Origin of the sequence: Streptomyces sp. NPDC088354, assembly GCF_044753585.1 — a bacterium.
Lineage (GTDB): Bacteria > Actinomycetota > Actinomycetes > Streptomycetales > Streptomycetaceae > Actinacidiphila.
In genome coordinates this window covers 20,205-42,000 of record NZ_JBIVNJ010000028.1, presented here as the reverse complement: position 1 = coordinate 42,000, position 21,796 = coordinate 20,205, and the positions used below count along the sequence as shown (strand labels likewise).

The following is a 21,796-nucleotide window of genomic DNA, read 5'->3' as shown; positions in this document are numbered from 1 at the left end:
GGGTCAGGCCTCCGTTCCAGTGGTCTCCGCGGCCGGAGCCTCAGCGGTGGTCGCCTCGGCCTTGGGGGCCTGGGCGTCACCCTGGGGACGGCGGCCGCGGCCGCCGCGCTCGCCACCGCGGCGCTGCGGGCGGTCGTTGCCGGCGCCGCCACCACGGGCCGGGCGGTTGCCGGCACGGGCCGCGGCGTTGTCCGCGCGGACCTCGGCGATGTTCTTGACATCGCCCTTGTAGATCCAGACCTTCACGCCGATACGGCCGAAGGTCGTCTTGGCCTCGAAGAAGCCGTAGTCGACGTTGGCGCGCAGCGTGTGCAGCGGAACGCGACCCTCGCGGTAGAACTCGGAGCGGGACATCTCGGCGCCGCCGAGACGGCCACCGCACTGGATCTTGATGCCCTTGGCGCCGGCCTTCATCGTGCTCTGCATGCTCTTGCGCATGGCACGACGGAAGGAGACGCGGGAGGACAGCTGCTCGGCGACGGCCTGGGCCACCAGCTGAGCGTCCGTCTCCGGGTTCTTGACCTCGAGGATGTTCAGCTGGACCTGCTTGCCGGTCAGCTTCTCCAGGTCGCCGCGGATACGGTCGGCCTCCGCGCCGCGACGGCCGATGACGATGCCCGGCCGGGCGGTGTGGATGTCGACGCGGACGCGGTCACGGGTGCGCTCGATCTCGACCTTCGAGATGCCGGCCCGCTCCATGCCCTGCGTCATCATCCGGCGGATGGCGACGTCTTCCTTGACGTAGTCCTTGTACAGCTTGTCGGCGTACCACCGGGACTTGAAGTCCGTGGTGATGCCGAGGCGGAACCCGTACGGGTTAACCTTCTGGCCCATTACCGGGTTCCTTCCTTGCTGCTGACGACCACGGTGATGTGGCTGGTCCGCTTACGGATCCGGTAGGCACGGCCCTGCGCACGCGGACGGAACCGCTTCAGGGTCGGGCCCTCGTCCACGAACGCCTCGCTGATGTACAGCGACTCGGCATCGGTGTGGTCGTAGTTGTGCGCGGCGTTGGCAATGGCGCTGTCGAGCACCTTGCCCACCGGCACGCTCGCGGCCTGCGGGGCGAAACGCAGGACCGCCTGAGCCTCCGTGGCACTCATGCCACGGATGAGGTCCACCACGCGGCGGGCCTTCATGGGCGTGACGCGGATGTACCGCGCCTGGGCCCTGGCTTCCATGGTTGTCCCTTCGGTGTCTGTCTTTGTCGTCACTGTTCCGCTCCGCAGGTCAGCGACGACGCGACTTGCGGTCGTCCTTCTCGTGGCCGCGGAAGGTGCGGGTCGGCGCGAACTCGCCGAGCTTGTGGCCGACCATCGACTCGGTGACAAACACCGGGACGTGCTTACGGCCGTCGTGCACCGCGATCGTGTGGCCCAGCATCGCCGGGATGATCATCGAGCGGCGGGACCAGGTCTTGATGACGTTGTGGGTACCGGCCTCGTTCTGAACGTCCACCTTCTTGATGAGGTGGTCGTCGACGAAGGGCCCCTTCTTGAGACTGCGCGGCATCTAAACCCGCTCCTAGCGCTTCTTGTTCGTCTTGCGGCGGCGGACGATGTACTTGCTGCTGGCCTTCTTCGGCGAGCGAGTACGACCTTCCTTCTGGCCCCACGGGCTGACCGGGTGGCGACCACCGGAGGTCTTGCCCTCACCACCACCGTGCGGGTGGTCGACGGGGTTCATGGCCACACCGCGGACGGTCGGGCGGACGCCCTTCCAGCGCATACGGCCGGCCTTGCCCCAGTTGATGTTCGACTGCTCGGCGTTGCCAACCTCGCCGATGGTGGCGCGGCAGCGGACGTCGACCATGCGAACTTCACCGGACGGCATGCGAAGGGTGGCCATGGAGCCCTCCTTCGCCAGCAGCTGCACCGAAGAGCCCGCGGAACGGGAGATCTTCGCGCCGCCGCCGGGACGCAGCTCGATGGCGTGCACCGTCGTACCGACCGGGATGTAGCGCAGCGGCAGGTTGTTGCCCGGCTTGATGTCGGCCCCGGGGCCGTTCTCGATCCGGTCACCCTGGCTCAGCTTGGCCGGCGCGAGGATGTAGCGCTTCTCGCCGTCCGCGTAGTGCAGGAGCGCGATGCGCGCGGTGCGGTTGGGGTCGTACTCGATGTGCGCGACCTTGGCCGGCACGCCGTCCTTGTCGTGACGACGGAAGTCGATCACGCGGTAGGCGCGCTTGTGGCCACCACCCTGGTGGCGAACGGTCACACGACCGGCGTTGTTACGGCCGCCCTTGCTGTGCAGCGGGCGGACCAGCGACTTCTCCGGCGTGGACCGCGTGACCTCGACGAAGTCGGCGACGCTGGAGCCACGACGGCCCGGGGTCGTCGGCTTGTACTTGCGGATACCCATTTCTCAGTCCTCGGAAGATTCCGGACTTCGACTCGTCCCGGCCCCCGTTAGGAGACCGGTCCGCCGAAGATGTCGATGCGGTCGCCCTCGGCGAGGGTCACGATGGCGCGCTTGGTGTCCTTGCGCTTGCCGAAACCGGTCTTGGTGCGCTTGCGCTTACCCTGACGGTTGATCGTGTTGACCCCGGTGACCTTGACCGAGAAGACCGCCTCGACGGCCTGCTTGATCTGGGTCTTGTTCGCGCGCGGGTCGACGACGAACGTGTACTTGTTCTCGTCCAGCAGCGCGTAGCTCTTCTCGGAGACCACCGGCTTGACCAGGATGTCACGGTGGTCCGTGAAGGTCCGGCTGGTGATCGCGGTCTGCTCGGCCATCAGGCGTCGCTCCCTTCGGTCTCGGCGGCGCCGTTACCGATGAAGCGGTCGAAGGCGGCCTTGGTGAAGACCACGTCGTCGGAGACGAGCACGTCGTACGTGTTCAGCTGGCCGGCCTCCAGGATGTGCACCTGGGGCAGGTTGCGCGCGGACAGCCACGCGGCCTCTTCGGCGCGGTCGGCGACGAGCAGCACGTTCTTGCGGTCGCTGATCTTGCCCAGCAGCACCTTGGCGGCCTTCGTCGACGGGGACTCGCCCTCGATGACGCCGGTCACGACGTGGATGCGGTTGTGACGCGCCCGGTCGGTGAGGGCACCGCGCAGGGCGGCGGCCTTCATCTTCTTCGGGGTCCGCTGCGAGTAGTCACGCGGCACGGGACCGTGCACGACGCCACCACCGGCGAACTGCGGGGCGCGGGTCGAACCCTGACGGGCGCGGCCGGTGCCCTTCTGGCGGTACGGCTTCTTGCCGCCACCGCGGACCTCGCCACGCGTCTTGACCTTGTGCGTGCCCTGACGGGCGGCGGCCAGCTGCGCCACGACGACCTGGTGGATCAGCGGAATGCTGACCTTCGCGTCGAAGATCTCGCCCGGGAGCTCAACGGTCCCGGCCTTGTCGCCGGCGGGCGACAGAATGTCAATGGTGCTCATATCCTCAGGCCCCCTTGGCCGCGGTGCGGACCAGGACGAGGCCGCCGTTCGGGCCGGGAACCGCGCCCTTGATGAGCAGCAGGCCCTTCTCCGCGTCAACGGCGTGGACGGTCAGGTTCTGGGTGGTGACCCGCTCGTTGCCCATGCGGCCCGCCATGCGCAGACCCTTGAACACACGGCCCGGGGTGGCGCAGCCACCGATGGAGCCGGGAGAGCGGTGCTTGCGCTGGGTGCCGTGACCGGCGCCGAGGCCCTTGAAGTTGTGACGCTTCATGACACCGGCGAAGCCCTTGCCCTTGCTCTTGCCGGTGACGTCCACCTTCACGCCGGCCTCGAAGACCTCCGCGGTGATCTCCTGGCCGAGGCTGTACTCGGCCGCGTCGGAGGTGCGGAGCTCCACCAGGTGGCGGCGGGGGGTCACGTCGGCCTTGGCGAAGTGGCCCTTGAGGGGCTTGTTCACCTTGCGCGGGTCGATCTCGCCGAAGGCGATCTGGACCGACTCGTAACCGTCGACATCGTTCGTACGGACCTGGGTCACGACGTTCGGGCCGGCCTTGACCACGGTCACCGGGACGACACGGTTGTTCTCGTCCCAGACCTGGGTCATGCCGAGCTTCTCGCCCAGGATGCCCTTGATCTGCTTAGCCATCTGTTCCGCGCCTCTCAGAGCTTGATCTCGATGTCAACGCCGGCCGGAAGGTCCAGGCGCATCAGCGAGTCAACGGTCTTGGGCGTCGGGTCGAGGATGTCGATCAGGCGCTTGTGCGTGCGCATCTCGAAGTGCTCGCGCGAGTCCTTGTACTTGTGCGGCGACTTGATGACGCAGTACACGTTCTTCTCAGTGGGCAGCGGCACCGGGCCCGCGACCTGCGCACCAGTACGCGTCACCGTCTCGACGATCTTCTTCGCCGAAGAGTCGATGACCTCGTGGTCGTAGGCCTTGAGCCGGATGCGGATCTTCTGTCCCGCCATGGCTACTTCGTAGTCCTGTCTAGTAGTAACGCTCTGGAACTCGGTGGTTCGACCGTCTTCTCCGACCCACGCGGTCGGGCGTGTCGCACCCCTTCTTGTAAATCTCCGCATGGCGGAGACCCTCAGGGAGGGGATACGTGGGAGAAGACACCCACCGAGCGCCTGGCGAGCACCCCGCTGACGCTTCCCGGAAGATTCCCGTACGTCCGCCCCCTGAGGGACGACGAGTACTGTGGGACTCGCTTCCGGTCCTCCCGACGGGAGGCGCGCAACATCGGCGCTCGACCGAGCAACCCGGCTAGTCTGCCATACCGGACGTGCCGGACGCCAATCGGGCCGGGTAGCTTACCCCGCCGGCGCCGGACTCCAAACCCGCCCCCCGTGCCGGATCACAGCCCCCCGGTGTACAGCATCAGGCGCGGCGTGCCGGCGGGCAGCAGCGCGGGCACGTCCGGCGTGGCGTTGGCGGTCAGCCAGGCGGCGAGGGCGGCGGTGGACACGTCCCCGTGGGTGTCCTTGTAGAGCGCGGCGACACCGGTGACGTGCGGCGCCGCCATCGACGTGCCGCTCATACGGGCGAAGCCGCCGCCCCGGGCGGCCGAGGTGATGTTCGTGCCCGGCGCGTTGATGTCCACGCACGGCCCCCAGTTGCTGAACTCCGCCTTGCGGTCGGACTCGTCGGCGGCGGCGACGGTGAAGGCCTCCGGCGCCCCCGCGGGCGAGGTGCCGCAGGCGTCGGTGTCGCCGTTGCCCGCCGCGACGACCGGGAAGACCCCGGCCGCGGCCAGCCCCTCGACCGCCCGCTCCGAGGCCTCGGTGTGCGGCCCGCCGACCGACAGGTTCGCGACGGCCGGCTTCACGGCGTGCTCCGCCACCCAGTTGACGCCCGCCACCACCGAGGCGATCGAGCCGCTGCCGTCGCAGCCCAGCACCCGCACCGACACCAGCCGGGTACCGCGGGCCACGCCCGAGTGCGCGCCGCCGACGGTGCCGGCGACATGGGTGCCGTGCCCGTTGCAGTCCGCGCCCTGCTGCCCGTCCCCCACCACGTCGTAGCCGGGCACCGCCCGCCCCCCGAACTCCTCGTGGGCGAAGTCGATCCCGGTGTCGATGATGTACGAGGTGACGTCGGCGCCGGTCGCCCGGACCGAGAAGCCCGCGGCGCCCGCCTCGCGGTGGTTGATCCGGGCCAGGCCCCACGAGACCTCGTCGGACGCGGCCGCCACCGCCTGCGGCCGCGGCATGGTCACCACCGCGTCCTGCTCCACCGCCCGCACACCTGGCACCGTGCGCAGTTCCGAGACCTGGCGGTCGGTCAGCCGCGCCGCGAAGCCCAACAGGGCGCTGGTGAAGGTGAACATGGGCGCCGCACCGACCTCGCGCACCACCGACCGCGGATCGGTGCCGGCCGCCAGCGTCACCAGGTACTGCCCCGCGATGCCGCCCTCCGACGCCATCCTGAGCGGCGCCGGGACCGGAGGCGGCGCCGCCGCCCCGGAGGTGCCCGCCGGGGCGGCGAGAACGGCCGTGAGGGCTGCGGCGACGGCCGCGAGCCGGCGCGGGGATATGCGCATGGCGGGGGGCTCCAGGAGTCGTACGGGTGTGCACCGAACGCAATCATTCGTAACACCCGGTCACCGGGGCACGCCCGTGCTGCGCGCCATTGGTGGTACCCGGCCCGCGCCGCCCGGCACCGCCGGGAGCCCGGAACGGCGCGGCACGACGACGAGGGCCCCGGCCCACCGCGTGAACGGTGGGCCGGGGCCCTCGTGCAGCTCGCCTACGGCAAGCGGCGGATCGCCGGGATCCTTACTTCAGGATCTTGGTGACCTGGCCGGCGCCGACGGTCCGGCCACCCTCGCGGATGGCGAACTTCAGGCCCTCCTCCATGGCGATCGGCTGGATCAGCGCGACCGTCATGGCGGTGTTGTCGCCCGGCATGACCATCTCGGTGCCCTCGGGGAGGGTCACGACGCCGGTCACGTCCGTGGTACGGAAGTAGAACTGCGGGCGGTAGTTGTTGAAGAACGGGGTGTGACGGCCACCCTCGTCCTTCGACAGGATGTAGGCCTGGGCCTCGAAGTCGGTGTGCGGCGTGACCGAACCCGGCTTGATGATGACCTGGCCGCGCTCGACGTCCTCGCGCTTGATGCCACGGAGGAGCAGACCGACGTTCTCACCGGCCTGGCCCTCGTCGAGCAGCTTGCGGAACATCTCGATGCCGGTGACCGTGGTGGTGGTCTTCTCGGTCTTGATGCCGATGATGTCGACGGTCTCGTTGACCTTGAGCACACCACGCTCGATGCGGCCGGTGACGACGGTGCCACGACCGGTGATCGTGAAGACGTCCTCGATCGGCATCAGGAACGGCTTGTCGACGTCGCGCTCGGGGGTGGGGATGGCCTCGTCCACGGCGGACATGAGGCCGAGGAGCTTCTCGCCCCACTCCTTGTCGCCCTCGAGGGCCTTGAGCGCGGAGACGCGGACGACCGGCAGGTCGTCGCCCGGGAACTCGTACTCGGAGAGCAGCTCGCGGACCTCGAGCTCGACGAGCTCCAGGATCTCCTCGTCGTCCACCATGTCGGCCTTGTTCAGCGCGACCACGATGTAGGGAACGCCGACCTGGCGGGCCAGGAGGACGTGCTCCTTGGTCTGCGGCATCGGGCCGTCGGTGGCGGCGACCACGAGGATCGCGCCGTCCATCTGCGCGGCACCGGTGATCATGTTCTTGATGTAGTCCGCGTGACCCGGGCAGTCGACGTGGGCGTAGTGGCGCGCCTCGGTCTGGTACTCGACGTGCGCGATGGAGATGGTGATACCGCGCTGGCGCTCCTCGGGAGCCTTGTCGATCTGGTCGAAGGCCGAGGCCTCGTTCAGGTCCGGGTACGCGTCGTGCAGCACCTTGGTAATGGCGGCCGTGAGGGTCGTCTTACCGTGGTCGATGTGACCGATGGTGCCGATGTTGACGTGCGGCTTAGTCCGCTCGAACTTCGCCTTCGCCACTGGGGTCCTCCTGTGAAGTGGTTCTGGTACGCCTTACTTCATCGGCGCCAGGTGATCTTTGCTGGGTTGCGGGCGGCCGGGGTATCCGACGCTCCCCTTGCGGTTTGCGGCGGAATACCCCGAAGCCTCCCGGTCAAGCCTACGGCGTGTGTGCAGCGTGAAGAACTGCGGTTACTCGCCCTTGGCCTTCGCGATGATCTCCTCGGCGACGTTCTTGGGAACCTCGGCGTAGGAGTCGAACTGCATCGAGTAGCTTGCGCGACCCGACGTCTTGCTGCGGAGGTCGCCGACGTAGCCGAACATCTCCGACAGGGGCACCAGGGCCTTGACGACCCGGGCGCCGGCACGCTCCTCCATGGCCTGGATCTGGCCACGGCGGGAGTTGATGTCGCCGATGACGTCGCCCATGGACTCCTCGGGCGTGGTGACCTCGACGGCCATCATCGGCTCGAGCAGCACGGGGCTCGCCTTGCGCGCGCCCTCCTTGAAGGCCTGCGAACCGGCGATCTTGAACGCCAGCTCGGAGGAGTCGACCTCGTGGTAGGCACCGTCGAGAAGGGTGATGCGAACGCCCACCATCTCGTAGCCCGCCAGGATGCCGAACTTCATGGCCTCCTGAGCACCGGCGTCCACCGACGGGATGTACTCGCGGGGGATGCGGCCACCGGTGACCTGGTTGACGAACTCGTAGTTCGCGTCGCCGCCCTCGAGAGGCTCGATGGAGATCTGGACCTTCGCGAACTGGCCCGTACCACCGGTCTGCTTCTTGTGGGTGTAGTCGATCCGGTCGACCTTCTTGCGAATGGTCTCGCGGTACGCCACCTGCGGCTTGCCGACGTTGGCCTCGACCTTGAACTCACGGCGCATGCGGTCGACCAGCACCTCGAGGTGCAGTTCGCCCATACCGCCGATGATGGTCTGGCCGGTCTCCTCGTCCGAGTGGACCTGGAAGGAGGGGTCCTCCTCCGCGAGACGCTGGATGGCGACACCCAGCTTCTCCTGGTCGCCCTTGGACTTGGGCTCGATCGCGACCTGGATGACCGGCGCCGGGAAGTCCATGGACTCCAGGATCACCGGGTTCTTCTCGTCGCTCAGCGTCTCACCGGTGGTGGTCTGCTTCAGGCCCATGACGGCGACGATGTCGCCGGCGCCCACCGACTCGATCTCCTCACGCTTGTTCGCGTGCATGCGGTAGATCTTGCCGATGCGCTCCTTGCGGCCCTTGACGGAGTTCAGCACGGCGGTGCCGGACTCCAGGCGGCCGGAGTACACGCGGACGAACGTGAGCTTGCCGAGGTGCGGGTCGCTCATGATCTTGAACGCCAGCGCCGACAGCGGCTCGTCGTCGGACGGCCTGCGCTTGACGATCTCCTCCGCGTCGCCGACCGCGTGGCCCTCGATGGCCTCGACGTCCAGCGGGGAGGGGAGGTAGCGCACGACCGCGTCGAGCAGGGGCTGCACGCCCTTGTTCTTGAAGGCGGTGCCGCAGAAGACCGGGGTGACGGTGACGCCGTCGCCCTTGCCGGAGTTGATGGTGACGCGGCGGATGGCCGCGTACAGCTGCTCCTCGGTGGGCTCAGTGCCCTCCAGGTACAGCTCCATCATCTCTTCGTCGTTCTCGGCGACGGCCTCGAGCATCTTGCCGCGCCACTCGTCGGCCGCCTCGGTGTGCGTGGCCGGGATGTCGACGACGTCGTACATCTCGCCCTTGGTCGCCTCCGCGGACCAGACCAGGGCCTTCATGCGGACCAGGTCCACGACGCCCTTGAAGTCGGCCTCGGCACCGATCGGCAGCTGCATGACGATCGGGGTCGCGCCCAGCCGGTCCGTGATCATGTCGACGCAGCGGTGGAACTCCGCGCCGGTACGGTCCAGCTTGTTGACGAAGCAGATGCGCGGAACGCCGTAGCGGTCCGCCTGACGCCACACGGTCTCGGACTGCGGCTCAACGCCGGCGACACCGTCGAACACCGTCACGGCACCGTCGAGCACGCGAAGGGAGCGCTCCACCTCGACGGTGAAGTCGACGTGACCCGGCGTGTCGATGATGTTGATCGTGTGGTCGACGTTCTCCAGCGGCCAGTGACAGGTGGTCGCGGCGGACGTGATCGTGATGCCGCGCTCCTGCTCCTGCTCCATCCAGTCCATCGTGGCAGCGCCGTCGTGGACCTCACCGATCTTGTACGAAACACCGGTGTAGAACAGGATCCGCTCGGTGGTCGTCGTCTTGCCCGCGTCGATGTGGGCCATGATCCCGATGTTGCGGACCCTGGCCAGGTCAAGTGAAGTGGTAGCCATAAGGCTTCAGTCTTCTCTCGGATCTCGATGGGGTAGCGACTACCAGCGGTAGTGCGCGAAGGCCTTGTTGGACTCGGCCATCTTGTGGGTGTCCTCGCGGCGCTTCACCGCGGCGCCCAGACCGTTGCTGGCGTCCATCAGCTCGTTCATCAGACGCTCGGTCATGGTCTTCTCGCGGCGGGCACGGGAGTAACCCACGAGCCAGCGCAGCGCCAGGGTGTTGGCACGGCCGGGGCGGACCTCGACCGGCACCTGGTAGGTCGCGCCACCGACACGGCGGGACTTGACCTCCAGGGAGGGCTTGACGTTCTCCAGAGCGCGCTTGAGCGTGATGACCGGGTCCTGGCCGGTCTTCTCGCGCAGGCCCTCGAGGGCGCCGTACACGATGCGCTCGGCGGTGGAGCGCTTCCCGTGCAGGAGGATCTTGTTGACGAGCGAGGTCACCAGAGGAGAACCGTAGACCGGGTCGATGATGACCGGGCGCTTCGGGGCGGGGCCCTTACGAGGCATTCTTACTTCTCCTTCTTGGCGCCGTAGCGGCTGCGGGCCTGCTTGCGGTTCTTGACACCCTGGGTGTCCAGCGAACCGCGGATGATCTTGTAACGAACACCCGGCAGGTCCTTCACACGGCCACCACGCACGAGCACGATGGAGTGCTCCTGCAGGTTGTGACCCTCACCCGGGATGTAAGCGGTGACCTCGATGCCGCTGGTCAGACGCACACGCGCGACCTTACGCAGGGCCGAGTTCGGCTTCTTCGGGGTGGTCGTGTAGACGCGCGTGCAGACGCCGCGGCGCTGCGGGGAACCCTTCAGCGCGGGCGTCTTGTTCTTCTCGACCTTGTCCTGCCGGCCCTTTCGGACCAGCTGCTGGATCGTAGGCACCGTTTCTCCGGTTTCTGTGTGCCGATCTCGATACTTCTAACCTGGAGTTCCCCCGACCCACGCGGTCGGGTGTGTCGCGAGCCCCATACGCTTTCCACCGAAGCGGAAAGTGCGTATTGTCGGCGTGTCGCGGCGTTCGGCCTCGGAATCCCGCGCGGACAAGTGCACGCGCAGGAACCCGGGCACACCCCAGGCACAAGGTCAGAGCGTACCCAGCGCACCCGCTCCGGTCAAAACAAATGGGATTTCGTCCCGTCGCGCCCGATATGTCCCCATGTGTTAAGGGCCGGTGGGTGACGTGACCTCGTTCGTCACGGCGACCACGAGCACGACCACGAGCACCGTCACGAGCAGCAGCAGCGCCGTGACGACGTAGCCCAGGATCAGCCCGGCCAGCGCGAAGCCGTCCCCCTGTTCACCCGTGCGGCGGACCTCCCGGCGGGCCAGGTGACCCAGCACGATCGCGGGCAGCGCCGTGAGCCCCAGGAACACCGCGCTTATGCCGCAGATCAGCGCGGCGACGGCCTTCGAGTTGACCCCGGGCGGCGGCGCCGGCCGCGGCCGCGGGATGTCCAGCACCAGCACGTCCAGTTCACCGTAGGTGCGGGACACGTACGCCCGCCCTATGCGCTCCTCGTACTCCTGGAGCGTCAGCCGTCCCTCGGTGTACGCGTCCTTGAGCACTTCCACCGTCCGCTCGCGTGCGGCATCGCCGGCAAGCACCGTCGCACCACCTCCCCGATCCGCTCCGTCCTCCCATAGTGCCCGAAGACGGGCATGGACGGCCGAAGGGCGGCCACCCCCGTGAGGGTGACCGCCCTTCGGCGTGATGACGTGGACGTCAGCCGTTGTACGGGCCGTAGTCGTAGTCCTCCAGCGGAACGGCCTGGCCGGAGCCGGTGCCGAACGGGCTGTAGTCGATGTCGTCGTAGCCGACGGCCGAGTACATCGCGGCCTTGGCCTCCTCGGTCGGCTCCACCCGGATGTTGCGGTAACGGGACAGGCCCGTACCGGCCGGGATGAGCTTACCGATGATGACGTTCTCCTTCAGGCCCAGCAGCGAGTCGGACTTGGCGTGGATCGCCGCGTCCGTCAGGACCCTGGTCGTCTCCTGGAAGGAGGCGGCCGACAGCCAGGACTCGGTCGCCAGCGAGGCCTTGGTGATACCCATCAGCTGCGGACGGCCGGAGGCCGGGTGGCCACCCTCCGCCACGACCCGACGGTTCTCGGTCTCGAAGCGGCCGCGCTCGACCAGCTCGCCGGGCAGCAGCTCGGCGTCGCCGGACTCGATGATCGTGACCCGGCGGAGCATCTGCCGGATGATGATCTCGATGTGCTTGTCGTGGATCGACACACCCTGCGAGTTGTAGACCTTCTGGACTTCCCCGACCAGGTGGACCTGGACGGCCCGCTGACCCAGGATGCGCAGCACGTCGTGCGGGTTGGTGGCACCCACGGTCAGCTTCTCGCCGACCTCGACGTGGTCGCCCTCGCCGACCATCAGACGGGCACGCTTGGAGATCGGGTAGGCGATCTCCTCGGAGCCGTCGTCCGGGGTGATGACGATCTTCTTGGTCTTCTCGGTCTCCTCGATACGGATGCGGCCGGCCGCCTCCGAGATCGGGGCGACACCCTTGGGCGTACGGGCCTCGAAGAGCTCGACGACACGCGGCAGACCCTGGGTGATGTCGTCACCGGCCACACCACCGGTGTGGAAGGTACGCATCGTCAGCTGGGTGCCGGGCTCACCGATGGACTGGGCGGCGATGATGCCGACCGCCTCACCGATGTCCACCAGCTTGCCGGTCGCGAGCGAGCGGCCGTAGCACATCGCGCAGGTGCCCACCGCGGACTCGCAGGTCAGGACCGAGCGGGTCTTGACCTCGGCGACGCCGTTGTGGATGAGCTGCTCGATGAGCACGTCGCCCAGGTCGGTGCCGGCGGTGGCCAGGACACGCCCGTCCACCACGACGTCCTCGGCGAGGCAGCGCGCGTACACGCTGGTCTCGACGTCGTCCGTCTTGCGCAGCGAACCGTCCTCGGCGCGCTCGGCGATCGCCAGCTTGAGGCCGCGGTCGGTGCCGCAGTCCTCCTCGCGGATGATGACGTCCTGGGAGACGTCCACCAGACGACGGGTCAGGTAACCCGAGTCGGCGGTGCGCAGAGCGGTGTCGGCCAGACCCTTACGGGCACCGTGGGTGGAGATGAAGTACTCCAGCACGGTCAGGCCCTCACGGAACGAGGCCTTGATGGGACGCGGGATCGTCTCGTTCTTGGCGTTGGACACCAGGCCACGCATACCCGCGATCTGACGCATCTGCATCATGTTTCCACGGGCACCCGAGTCGACCATCATGAAGATCGGGTTGGTCTTCGGGAAGTTCTCGCGCATGGCCTCGGCGACGTCGTTGGTCGCCTTCGTCCAGATCGCGATGAGCTCCTGCGTGCGCTCGTCCTTGGTGATCAGACCGCGCTCGTACTGCTTCTGAACCTTCTCGTCCTGCGCCTCGAAGCCCGCGATGATCCCCTTCTTCGCCTCGGGAACGACGATGTCGGAGATGGCCACGGTGACGCCGGAACGGGTCGCCCAGTGGAAGCCGGCCGCCTTCAGGTTGTCGAGCGTCGCCGCCACGATGACCTTCGGGTAGCGCTCGGCGAGATCGTTGACGATCTCGGAGAGCTGCTTCTTGCCCACCGGGTAGTCCACGAACGGGTAGTCCTCGGGCAGCAGCTCGTTGAAGAGCGCGCGGCCCAGCGTCGTGTTCAGCCGGAAGGAGTCGCCGAGCTGCCAGGGCTCCTCGCCCTCCACGTCCGCCGGCGGGGTCCAGCCACGCGGCGGGACGGTGCCGATCGGGAAGCGGATGTCGATCCTGGACTGCAGCGACAGCTCGCGGGCGTCGAAGGCCATGATCGCCTCGGCGGTCGAGCCGAACGCCCGGCCCTCACCCTTGAGCTCGCGCTCCTCCGCGTCCGTGGTGAGGAAGAACAGACCCAGGACCATGTCCTGCGTCGGCATCGTCACCGGACGGCCGTCGGCGGGCTTGAGGATGTTGTTCGAGGACAGCATCAGGATGCGGGCCTCGGCCTGCGCCTCCGCGGACAGCGGCAGGTGCACGGCCATCTGGTCGCCGTCGAAGTCCGCGTTGAACGCGGTGCAGACGAGCGGGTGGATCTGGATGGCCTTGCCCTCGACCAGCTGCGGCTCGAAGGCCTGGATGCCGAGGCGGTGCAGGGTCGGCGCGCGGTTCAGCAGCACCGGGTGCTCGGCGATGACCTCTTCGAGCACGTCGTACACGACCGTGCGGCCGCGCTCGACCATGCGCTTGGCCGACTTGATGTTCTGCGCGTGGTTCAGATCCACCAGGCGCTTCATCACGAACGGCTTGAAGAGCTCCAGCGCCATGGCCTTGGGCAGACCGCACTGGTGCAGCTTGAGCTGCGGGCCGACGACGATGACCGAACGGGCCGAGTAGTCGACGCGCTTGCCGAGCAGGTTCTGACGGAACCGGCCCTGCTTGCCCTTGAGCATGTCGGACAGCGACTTCAGCGGACGGTTGCCGGGGCCCGTGACCGGGCGACCGCGACGGCCGTTGTCGAAGAGCGCGTCGACGGCCTCCTGGAGCATGCGCTTCTCGTTGTTCACGATGATCTCGGGGGCACCGAGGTCGAGGAGGCGCTTGAGGCGGTTGTTGCGGTTGATGACGCGGCGGTACAGGTCGTTCAGGTCGGAGGTCGCGAAGCGGCCACCGTCCAGCTGCACCATCGGACGCAGGTCCGGCGGGATCACCGGGACGCAGTCCAGCACCATGCCCTGCGGCTTGTTGGTGGTCTGCAGGAAGGCGGAGACGACCTTGAGGCGCTTGAGCGCACGGGTCTTCTTCTGGCCCTTGCCGGTACGGATGATCTCGCGGAGCTTGGCGGCCTCCTCGTCGAGGTCGAAGGACTCCAGGCGCTTCTGCAGCGCCGCGGCACCCATCGAACCCTGGAAGTAGGTGCCGAAGCGCTCCCGCAGCTCGCGGTAGAGCAGCTCGTCACCCTCCAGGTCCTGGACCTTGAGGTTCTTGAAGCGGGACCACACCTCGTCGAGGCGGTCCAGCTCGCGCTGCGCACGGTCGCGCAGCTGCTTCATCTCACGCTCGGCGCCCTCGCGCACCTTGCGGCGCACGTCGGACTTGGCGCCCTCGGCCTCCAGCTCGCCGAGGTCGGCCTCGAGCTTCTTCTGCCGGGACTCGATGTCCGCATCACGGCGCTGCTCGACCTGCTGGCGCTCGACGGAGACCTGGGCCTCCAGCGAGGGCAGGTCGCGGGTGCGCCGCTCCTCGTCCACCCACGTGATCATGTAGGCGGCGAAGTAGATGACCTTCTCCAGGTCCTTCGGGGCGAGGTCGAGCAGGTAGCCCAGCCGCGACGGAACGCCCTTGAAGTACCAGATGTGGGTCACGGGAGCGGCCAGCTCGATGTGGCCCATCCGCTCACGACGCACCTTGGCGCGAGTGACCTCGACGCCGCAGCGCTCGCAGATGATGCCCTTGAAGCGGACACGCTTGTACTTGCCGCAGTAGCACTCCCAGTCCCGGGTGGGGCCGAAGATCTTCTCGCAGAAGAGCCCGTCCTTTTCCGGCTTGAGGGTGCGGTAGTTGATGGTCTCCGGCTTCTTCACTTCGCCGTGGGACCACTGCCTGATGTCGTCCGCGGTCGCAAGGCCGATCCGCAGCTCGTCGAAGAAGTTGACGTCGAGCACTTTGTCGTCAATCCCTCTTTCGGGGTCGAATGTCAAACATGTCTGAACGGTCCGGGGCCCTCAGGCCGCTTGGGCGGCCCTGAGGGTGGGGTAGCCGGGGAACTGCCGGAGCAGTTCCCCGACCGGCCCGTCAGACCTCTTCGACGCTGCTCGGCTCACGCCGGGACAGGTCGATTCCGAGCTCCTCCGCAGCGCGGAAGACGTCCTCGTCGGTGTCGCGCATCTCGATCGACATGCCGTCCGAGGACAGCACCTCCACGTTGAGGCAGAGCGACTGCATTTCCTTGATGAGCACCTTGAAGGACTCGGGAATGCCCGGCTCGGGAATGTTCTCGCCCTTGACGATGGCCTCGTAGACCTTCACACGGCCGAGAACGTCGTCGGACTTGATGGTGAGGAGCTCCTGCAGCGCGTAGGCCGCGCCGTATGCCTCAAGGGCCCACACCTCCATCTCACCGAAGCGCTGACCACCGAACTGCGCCTTACCACCCAGCGGCTGCTGGGTGATCATCGAGTACGGACCGGTGGAACGCGCGTGCAGCTTGTCGTCCACCAGGTGGTGCAGCTTGAGGATGTACATGTAGCCGATCGAGATCGGGTCCGGGAACGGCTCGCCGGAGCGGCCGTCGAAGAGCCGGGCCTTGCCCGAGGGCAGCACCAGGCGCTGGCCGTCGCGGTTCGGGATCGTGGCCTCGAAGAGGCCGGTGATCTCGTCCTCGCGGGCACCGTCGAACACCGGGGTGGCGACGTTGGTGCCGGCGGCGACCTGGTCGGCGCCGATCGCCGTGAGGCGGCGGGCCCACTCGTCGCTGAGGCCGGAGACGTCCCAGCCCTGTGCGGCGAGCCAGCCCAGGTGGATCTCCAGGACCTGTCCCGGGTTCATTCGGGACGGGACACCCAGCGGGTTGAGGATGATGTCGACCGGGGAGCCGTCCTCCAGGAACGGCATGTCCTCGATCGGCAGGATCTTGGAGATGACGCCCTTGTTGCCGTGACGGCCGGCGAGCTTGTCACCGTCGGTGATCTTGCGCTTCTGCGCGACGTAGACGCGGACCAGCTGGTTCACGCCCGGGGGCAGCTCGTCGCCCTCCTCGCGGTCGAAGACGCGCACGCCGATGACCTTGCCGGTCTCGCCGTGCGGCACCTTCAGCGAGGTGTCACGGACCTCTCGGGCCTTCTCGCCGAAGATCGCGCGCAGCAGGCGCTCCTCGGGGGTCAGCTCGGTCTCGCCCTTCGGGGTGACCTTGCCGACCAGGATGTCGCCGGCGACGACCTCGGCACCGATGCGGATGATGCCGCGCTCGTCCAGGTCCGCCAGGACCTCCTCGGAGACGTTCGGGATGTCCCGGGTGATCTCCTCGGGGCCGAGCTTGGTGTCACGGGCGTCGACCTCGTGCTCCTCGATGTGGATCGAGGAGAGGACGTCGTCCTGCACGAGGCGCTGCGACAGGATGATCGCGTCCTCGTAGTTGTGACCCTCCCACGGCATGAACGCGACCAGGAGGTTCTTGCCGAGCGCCATCTCGCCCTGCTCGGTGGACGGACCGTCGGCGAGCACCTGGCCGGCGATCACCCGGGCGCCCTCGTCCACGACGACCTTCTGGTTGAAGGACGTGCCCTGGTTCGAGCGGGAGAACTTGGCGACGCGGTAGGTGTTGTACGTGCCGTCGTCGTTGGCGACGGTGACGTAGTCCGCGGAGACCTCCTGGACCACACCGTCCTTGTCGGCCTTGATGACGTCACCGGCGTCGACCGCGCAGCGGTACTCCATGCCGGTGCCGACCAGCGGGGCCTGCGCCTTCAGCAGCGGCACGGCCTGGCGCATCATGTTCGAGCCCATGAGCGCGCGGTTGGCGTCGTCGTGCTCGAGGAACGGGATCATGGCGGTCGCGACCGACACCATCTGGCGCGGCGAGACGTCCATGTAGTCCACGTCCTCGCCGGGGACGTAGTCGATCTCCCCGCCGCGGCGGCGCACCAGGACGCGGGACTCCGCGAAGCGGTTGTCCTCCGTCAGCGGCGCGTTCGCCTGGGCGATGACGTAGCGGTCCTCCTCGTCGGCGGTGAGGAAGTTGACCTCGTCGGTCACGATGCCGGTCTCGTCGACCTTGCGGTACGGCGTCTCGACGAAGCCGAACGCGTTGACCCGGCCGTAGGAGGCCAGCGAGCCGATCAGACCGATGTTCGGGCCTTCGGGGGTCTCGATCGGGCACATGCGTCCGTAGTGGGACGGGTGCACGTCACGGACCTCGAAGCCGGCCCGCTCACGGGACAGACCACCGGGGCCCAGCGCGGACAGACGGCGCTTGTGGGTCAGGCCCGACAGCGGGTTCGTCTGGTCCATGAACTGGGACAGCTGGCTGGTGCCGAAGAACTCCTTGATGGAGGCGACGACCGGCCGGATGTTGATCAGGGTCTGCGGCGTGATCGCCTCGACGTCCTGGGTGGTCATCCGCTCGCGGACGACGCGCTCCATACGGGCCAGACCCGTGCGGACCTGGTTCTGGATGAGCTCGCCGACGTTGCGCAGACGACGGTTGCCGAAGTGGTCGATGTCGTCGACCTCGACGACCACGGAGGAACCGTTGTCGCCGGTGGTCTCGGTCTCGCCCGCGTGCAGCTTGACCAGGTACTTGATCGTCGCGATGACGTCCTCGACGGTCAGTACGCCGGCGTCGAGCGGCGCGTCGGCACCCAGCTTCTTGTTGATCTTGTAGCGGCCGACCTTGGCCAGGTCGTAGCGCTTGGGGTTGAAGTAGAGGTTCTCCAGCAGCGTCTGCGCGGCCTCACGGGTCGGCGGCTCGCCCGGACGCAGCTTGCGGTAGATGTCCAGCAGCGCGTCGTCCTGGCCCTGGGTGTGGTCCTTCTCCAGGGTGGCGCGCATGGACTCGTACTCGCCGAACTCCTCGAGGATCTGCTCGGTGGTCCAGCCGAGCGCCTTCAGGAGGACGGTGACGGACTGCTTGCGCTTGCGGTCGATGCGGACACCGACCATGTCGCGCTTGTCGATCTCCATCTCCAGCCAGGCACCACGCGAGGGGATGACCTTGGCGGAGTAGATGTCCTTGTCGGACGTCTTGTCGATCTGGCTGTCGAAGTAGACACCCGGTGAGCGGACCAGCTGGGACACCACGACACGCTCGGTGCCGTTGATGACGAAGGTGCCCTTGTTCGTCATGAGCGGGAAGTCGCCCATGAAGACCGTCTGGGACTTGATCTCACCGGTCTCGTTGTTGGTGAACTCGGCCGTGACGAAGAGCGGGGCCGCGTACGTGAAGTCGCGCTCCTTGCACTCGTCGATCGAGTTCTTCGGCGGCTCGAAACGGTGGTCGCGGAAGGTCAGCGACATCGACCCGGAGAAGTCCTCGATCGGGGAGATCTCCTCGAAGATCTCCTCCAGACCGGACTTGGTGGGGACGTCCTGACCACTGTCCAGGGCAGCCTCGACGCGAGCCTTCCACGCGGCGTTGCCGAGGAGCCAGTCAAAGCTCTCGGTCTGCAGCGCGAGGAGGTTCGGGACCTCGAGGGGCTCCTTGATCTTCGCGAAAGAAATGCGCAGCGGGGCGGTGCTTGCGCCGTTGTTCGAATTGGCAGTCGAGGCGTTGCGCGAGGCGGCCAAGAGGGGGTCCTTCCGAGGGCTCGGACTCACTACGCGCGTACCGGCTTCCGCCCCCGGGCGCAGACAAGGATGTCCTGGTCAGGACGGTTCCTCATGTGTGCTCAGGCTTGGGCTGGTCCCTGGTGACGGGCCAGGCGACAGCTAACAGGCAGCGCAAAGGGTCAGTGTAGCCACTTGGCACACTGATGTCCAGTGCAGAGTTTCGGAGACCGGTGCTGCACCAATCTCGTCCTCCGTAGGGGTCGCTAGGAGCCCCTTGTTGTGAGCCGTCATGCCCCTCGTTCACGCTTGCCACGCTAGGCATTCCCGCATCGCCCTCGATCCATGCCTCGGTACATGGCCGATGTGGCGACGCGTCCTGAGAATCGCGCGCTCCGTGCGGTTCGTCAAGGGCCCCGCCCCGCGGAGATCGTCACAGGGGGTGGCACGCGACGAACGCCGACGTCAGCGGAACGACGATGATCACCTTACCCGGGGATGGTGACACCCCGGGTGAAGGCCCACGCAGACGACCGAGGGCGGCCACCCGAAAGGGTGGCCGCCCTGCGGCTGATCAGCCCCGGGAGGGGCGTAGATCACTTGACCTCGACGGAGGCGCCGGCGCCCTTGAGGGACTCGGCGGCCTTGTCCGCGGCCTCCTTGTTGACCTTCTCCAGGACGGGCTTCGGGGCGCCGTCCACGAGGTCCTTGGCCTCCTTCAGACCCAGGGAGGTCAGCTCGCGCACGACCTTGATGACCTGGATCTTCTTGTCGCCGGCGCCGGTGAGGATGACGTCGAACTCGTCCTTCTCCTCGACGGCCTCGACCGGGGCACCCGGGACACCCGGGCCGGCGATGGCGACCGGGGCGGCGGCGGTGACGTCGAACTTGTCCTCGAAGGCCTTCACGAACTCGGAGAGCTCGATGAGGGTCATCTCCTCGAACTGCGCGAGCAGGTCGTCCTGGCTGAGCTTCGCCATGATGGCGGTCCTTCCACTATGCGGCTGGTGCCGTAGGTACATTGCGGCGGGCGTACGGGCCCGCTAGAGAACAGCGGGAGTGGTTACTCCGCGTCCTCGGCGGGAGCCGGCTCGCCGGCACCGCCCTGCTCCGCCTGCTTGGCACGGAGCGCGTCCACGGTGCGGACGAGCTTCGAGGGCAGTGCCTGGAAGACCGCGGCAGCCTGGGAGGGCTTGGCCTTCATGGCACCCGCCAGCTTGGCGAGCAGCACCTCGCGGGACTCGAGGTCCGCGAGCTTCTTGATCTCATCGGCGGACAGCGCCTTGCCGTCAAGGACACCGCCCTTGATGATGAGGTTCGGGTTGTCCTTGGCGAAGTCACGAAGACCCTTCGCCGACTCCACCGGGTCACCGGTGACGAAGGCGACAGCCGTCGGACCCGCGAACAGGTCGTCCAGCTGGCTGATCCCGGCCTCGTTGGCCGCGATCTTGGTCAGCGTGTTCTTCACCACGGCGTACGTGGCGTTCTCACCGAGCGAACGGCGCAGCGTCTTGAGCTGCGCCACGGTGAGACCGCGGTACTCGGTCAGCACGGCGGCGTTGGAGCTGCGGAACTTGTCCGTCAGCTCGGCAACCGCGGCGCCCTTGTCGGGCCTCGCCATAGAGCCTCGGCCTCCTTCCGGGTGATTCGGACCGCACGGGAAGGGGCCGGCAAAAACGAACGCCCCGGCGCAGGCGCACGGGGCGTGACTCGACCGGGACCGCAAAGCGTTCCCAGGAGTGCATCCACAGTCACCTGCGCGGGTCGTCCGCAGTAAACGGATCCTTCGGCCGCCGGGCCCTGTGCGGGCACGGCAACGACCAGCGGTCTTTGGCTTCTGTGGAAGGGTACGCGAACCGATCGGCGGCAAGCAAATCGGGCGACAGGGCCTCGGTATCAGCCGTTCACACCGGAGGGCTTCATGTCCCCCAGCATCTTGAACAGGTCGACGGTCTCCTTCGCCGGCGGCGCCTGGACGGTGGCCGCGGCACCGTAGTCGGAGTAGTCGGCACGGACCTTGATCGTGCCCTTCGGCATGGTCATCCCGACGGCCATCCGGACCGGGTAGTGATCGGAGTTGACCCAGAACTCGGTGTCGTAGCCCTTGATCCCCAGCTTCTTGGTGTTGGCGATCACCTCGGCCCGCTGCTTCGCCGAGAGGGCGGAGGCGCCCTTGTTGGCGTCGAGCATCTCCTCGAAGGTGAGAGTGCCCTTGTAGTGCTCCGTCTGGACGCCGCCGACCTTCTCCGAGCCGAGGTGCTTCAGGCTCGGGGACTCCAGCAGCAGGGCGAGCTGCTCGGACGGGTCCTGGTTCATGTTCTCCAGGCCGGCGCTCATCTGCTTCTGCATCTCGGCGTTCCCGCTGGCGGCGGCGGCCGCCTTGAAGTCCAGCTTCATCCAGTGCTTGCCGCCCATCTCGGCGGCCTGCTCGGCGCCCATGTCCATGTAGATGGCGTCGTCCACCATCACCATGTGCACCTGCGAGGGGGCGCCGGGGGCGCTGTCGGTCAGGGCGGAGCCCTTGACCGTCATGTCCATCACGGCGGGGTCCCAGCCCTGGACACCGGAGACCTGCACGGTGCCGCTGTCATCCATGCCGGGCGGCGTCGTCACCGTCATCCGGACCTTGGCGGACTTGGCCTCGGAGGTCTTGGTGAAGGCGGCACGGATGAAGTCGAGCGCCTCGCTCCGCGTCTGCAGGGCCCCCGCCTTACCGCCGCTGCTGCCCGTGTCGCCGCCCTGGCAACCCGCGAGACCCACCACGACGGCCGCGGCCGCCAGACCGGCACTCGCGCGCCTGGCTACGGACATGTTCATGAATTCCCACCCCTGTGTCTCGTCACTCCGGCCCCGGCAGGTACCCCGGGACCGTTTGCACGCTAGCGCACCCCGCCGACACTGTCGTACGAAAAAAC

The 21,796-nt window shown here is 67.6% G+C and carries 19 protein-coding genes; all 19 read right to left on the bottom strand.

The window, feature by feature from the left end; genetic code table 11:
* Positions 1-3: 3 nt before the first annotated feature.
* The 19 genes from rpsC to ACIP98_RS30290 all read right to left on the bottom strand — a co-directional run bounded on the left by rpsC (position 4) and on the right by ACIP98_RS30290 (position 21,698).
* Positions 4-834, bottom strand: a complete 831-nt coding sequence (rpsC, locus tag ACIP98_RS30380) for a 30S ribosomal protein S3 (protein WP_319658484.1) — start codon at positions 832-834, stop codon at positions 4-6.
* The gene (gene rplV / locus ACIP98_RS30375; RefSeq protein WP_319139012.1) at positions 834-1,181 is read right to left on the bottom strand and encodes a 50S ribosomal protein L22; all 348 of its coding nucleotides are present in this window, start codon (positions 1,179-1,181) and stop codon (positions 834-836) included. The genes rpsC and rplV overlap by 1 nt, the downstream gene beginning before the upstream one ends.
* Positions 1,182-1,230: 49 nt before the next feature.
* Positions 1,231-1,512, bottom strand: a complete 282-nt coding sequence (gene rpsS, locus ACIP98_RS30370) for a 30S ribosomal protein S19 (protein WP_018558873.1) — start codon at positions 1,510-1,512, stop codon at positions 1,231-1,233.
* Between the two features lie 12 nt (positions 1,513-1,524).
* Positions 1,525-2,361 (bottom strand): 50S ribosomal protein L2, encoded by an 837-nt coding sequence (gene rplB / locus ACIP98_RS30365; RefSeq protein ID WP_319658483.1) that lies wholly within the window; start codon positions 2,359-2,361, stop codon positions 1,525-1,527.
* A 47-nt stretch (positions 2,362-2,408) separates the two neighbouring features.
* A complete protein-coding gene (gene rplW / locus ACIP98_RS30360) occupies positions 2,409-2,735 on the bottom strand; it encodes a 50S ribosomal protein L23 (RefSeq protein WP_319139009.1) in 327 nt (108 codons plus the stop codon).
* Positions 2,735-3,385, bottom strand: coding sequence for a 50S ribosomal protein L4 (gene rplD / locus ACIP98_RS30355; RefSeq protein WP_319658482.1), 651 nt, complete (start codon positions 3,383-3,385; stop codon positions 2,735-2,737). The genes rplW and rplD overlap by 1 nt, the downstream gene beginning before the upstream one ends.
* Positions 3,386-3,389: 4 nt before the next feature.
* Positions 3,390-4,034, bottom strand: coding sequence for a 50S ribosomal protein L3 (rplC, locus tag ACIP98_RS30350; protein ID WP_319658480.1), 645 nt, complete (start codon positions 4,032-4,034; stop codon positions 3,390-3,392).
* Between the two features lie 14 nt (positions 4,035-4,048).
* Positions 4,049-4,357, bottom strand: a complete 309-nt coding sequence (gene rpsJ, locus ACIP98_RS30345; RefSeq protein ID WP_014144312.1) for a 30S ribosomal protein S10 — start codon at positions 4,355-4,357, stop codon at positions 4,049-4,051.
* 389 nt (positions 4,358-4,746) lie between these two features.
* On the bottom strand, positions 4,747-5,931 hold the full coding sequence (locus tag ACIP98_RS30340; protein ID WP_401978987.1) for a S8 family peptidase: 1,185 nt from the start codon (positions 5,929-5,931) through the stop codon (positions 4,747-4,749).
* Between the two features lie 235 nt (positions 5,932-6,166).
* Entirely contained in the window at positions 6,167-7,360 is a 1,194-nt protein-coding gene (tuf, locus tag ACIP98_RS30335; RefSeq protein ID WP_319658478.1) for an elongation factor Tu, read from the bottom strand.
* 171 nt (positions 7,361-7,531) lie between these two features.
* Positions 7,532-9,658: an elongation factor G gene (gene fusA, locus ACIP98_RS30330; RefSeq protein WP_319658477.1), complete on the bottom strand. Its 2,127-nt coding sequence runs from the start codon at positions 9,656-9,658 to the stop codon at positions 7,532-7,534.
* Positions 9,659-9,697: 39 nt separating this feature from the next.
* Positions 9,698-10,168, bottom strand: coding sequence for a 30S ribosomal protein S7 (gene rpsG / locus ACIP98_RS30325; protein ID WP_319158066.1), 471 nt, complete (start codon positions 10,166-10,168; stop codon positions 9,698-9,700).
* Positions 10,169-10,170: 2 nt separating this feature from the next.
* Positions 10,171-10,542 (bottom strand): 30S ribosomal protein S12, encoded by a 372-nt coding sequence (gene rpsL / locus ACIP98_RS30320; protein WP_014144289.1) that lies wholly within the window; start codon positions 10,540-10,542, stop codon positions 10,171-10,173.
* Between the two features lie 279 nt (positions 10,543-10,821).
* Positions 10,822-11,265 (bottom strand): DUF1707 and DUF4190 domain-containing protein, encoded by a 444-nt coding sequence (locus tag ACIP98_RS30315; protein WP_319658476.1) that lies wholly within the window; start codon positions 11,263-11,265, stop codon positions 10,822-10,824.
* A 118-nt stretch (positions 11,266-11,383) separates the two neighbouring features.
* Positions 11,384-15,283: a DNA-directed RNA polymerase subunit beta' gene (locus ACIP98_RS30310; protein ID WP_401978985.1), complete on the bottom strand. Its 3,900-nt coding sequence runs from the start codon at positions 15,281-15,283 to the stop codon at positions 11,384-11,386.
* 130 nt (positions 15,284-15,413) lie between these two features.
* Entirely contained in the window at positions 15,414-18,902 is a 3,489-nt protein-coding gene (gene rpoB, locus ACIP98_RS30305) for a DNA-directed RNA polymerase subunit beta (RefSeq protein WP_319658474.1), read from the bottom strand.
* A gap of 575 nt (positions 18,903-19,477) precedes the next feature.
* Positions 19,478-19,861, bottom strand: a complete 384-nt coding sequence (gene rplL, locus ACIP98_RS30300) for a 50S ribosomal protein L7/L12 (protein ID WP_401978984.1) — start codon at positions 19,859-19,861, stop codon at positions 19,478-19,480.
* An 83-nt stretch (positions 19,862-19,944) separates the two neighbouring features.
* Complete coding sequence (rplJ, locus tag ACIP98_RS30295; RefSeq protein ID WP_319658472.1) at positions 19,945-20,502, bottom strand: 50S ribosomal protein L10; 558 nt, start codon at positions 20,500-20,502, stop codon at positions 19,945-19,947.
* Positions 20,503-20,777: 275 nt separating this feature from the next.
* Positions 20,778-21,698 carry a hypothetical protein gene (locus tag ACIP98_RS30290; RefSeq protein WP_319658471.1) on the bottom strand — a complete coding sequence of 307 codons (921 nt, stop codon included), beginning with the start codon at positions 21,696-21,698 and terminating at the stop codon, positions 20,778-20,780.
* Positions 21,699-21,796: the final 98 nt, after the last annotated feature.

What these genes read in the sequence shown, in the direction of transcription:
- rpsC (WP_319658484.1), bottom strand. Translation starts at nt 834, where the DNA reads ATGGGCCAGAAGGTTAACCCGTACGGGTTCCGCCTCGGCATCACCACG.
- rplV (WP_319139012.1), bottom strand. Translation starts at nt 1,181, where the DNA reads ATGGAAGCCAGGGCCCAGGCGCGGTACATCCGCGTCACGCCCATGAAG.
- rpsS (WP_018558873.1), bottom strand. Translation starts at nt 1,512, where the DNA reads ATGCCGCGCAGTCTCAAGAAGGGGCCCTTCGTCGACGACCACCTCATC.
- rplB (WP_319658483.1), bottom strand. Translation starts at nt 2,361, where the DNA reads ATGGGTATCCGCAAGTACAAGCCGACGACCCCGGGCCGTCGTGGCTCC.
- rplW (WP_319139009.1), bottom strand. Translation starts at nt 2,735, where the DNA reads ATGGCCGAGCAGACCGCGATCACCAGCCGGACCTTCACGGACCACCGT.
- rplD (WP_319658482.1), bottom strand. Translation starts at nt 3,385, where the DNA reads ATGAGCACCATTGACATTCTGTCGCCCGCCGGCGACAAGGCCGGGACC.
- rplC (WP_319658480.1), bottom strand. Translation starts at nt 4,034, where the DNA reads ATGGCTAAGCAGATCAAGGGCATCCTGGGCGAGAAGCTCGGCATGACC.
- rpsJ (WP_014144312.1), bottom strand. Translation starts at nt 4,357, where the DNA reads ATGGCGGGACAGAAGATCCGCATCCGGCTCAAGGCCTACGACCACGAG.
- ACIP98_RS30340 (WP_401978987.1), bottom strand. Translation starts at nt 5,931, where the DNA reads ATGCGCATATCCCCGCGCCGGCTCGCGGCCGTCGCCGCAGCCCTCACG.
- fusA (WP_319658477.1), bottom strand. Translation starts at nt 9,658, where the DNA reads ATGGCTACCACTTCACTTGACCTGGCCAGGGTCCGCAACATCGGGATC.
- rpsG (WP_319158066.1), bottom strand. Translation starts at nt 10,168, where the DNA reads ATGCCTCGTAAGGGCCCCGCCCCGAAGCGCCCGGTCATCATCGACCCG.
- rplL (WP_401978984.1), bottom strand. Translation starts at nt 19,861, where the DNA reads ATGGCGAAGCTCAGCCAGGACGACCTGCTCGCGCAGTTCGAGGAGATG.
- rplJ (WP_319658472.1), bottom strand. Translation starts at nt 20,502, where the DNA reads ATGGCGAGGCCCGACAAGGGCGCCGCGGTTGCCGAGCTGACGGACAAG.
- ACIP98_RS30290 (WP_319658471.1), bottom strand. Translation starts at nt 21,698, where the DNA reads ATGAACATGTCCGTAGCCAGGCGCGCGAGTGCCGGTCTGGCGGCCGCG.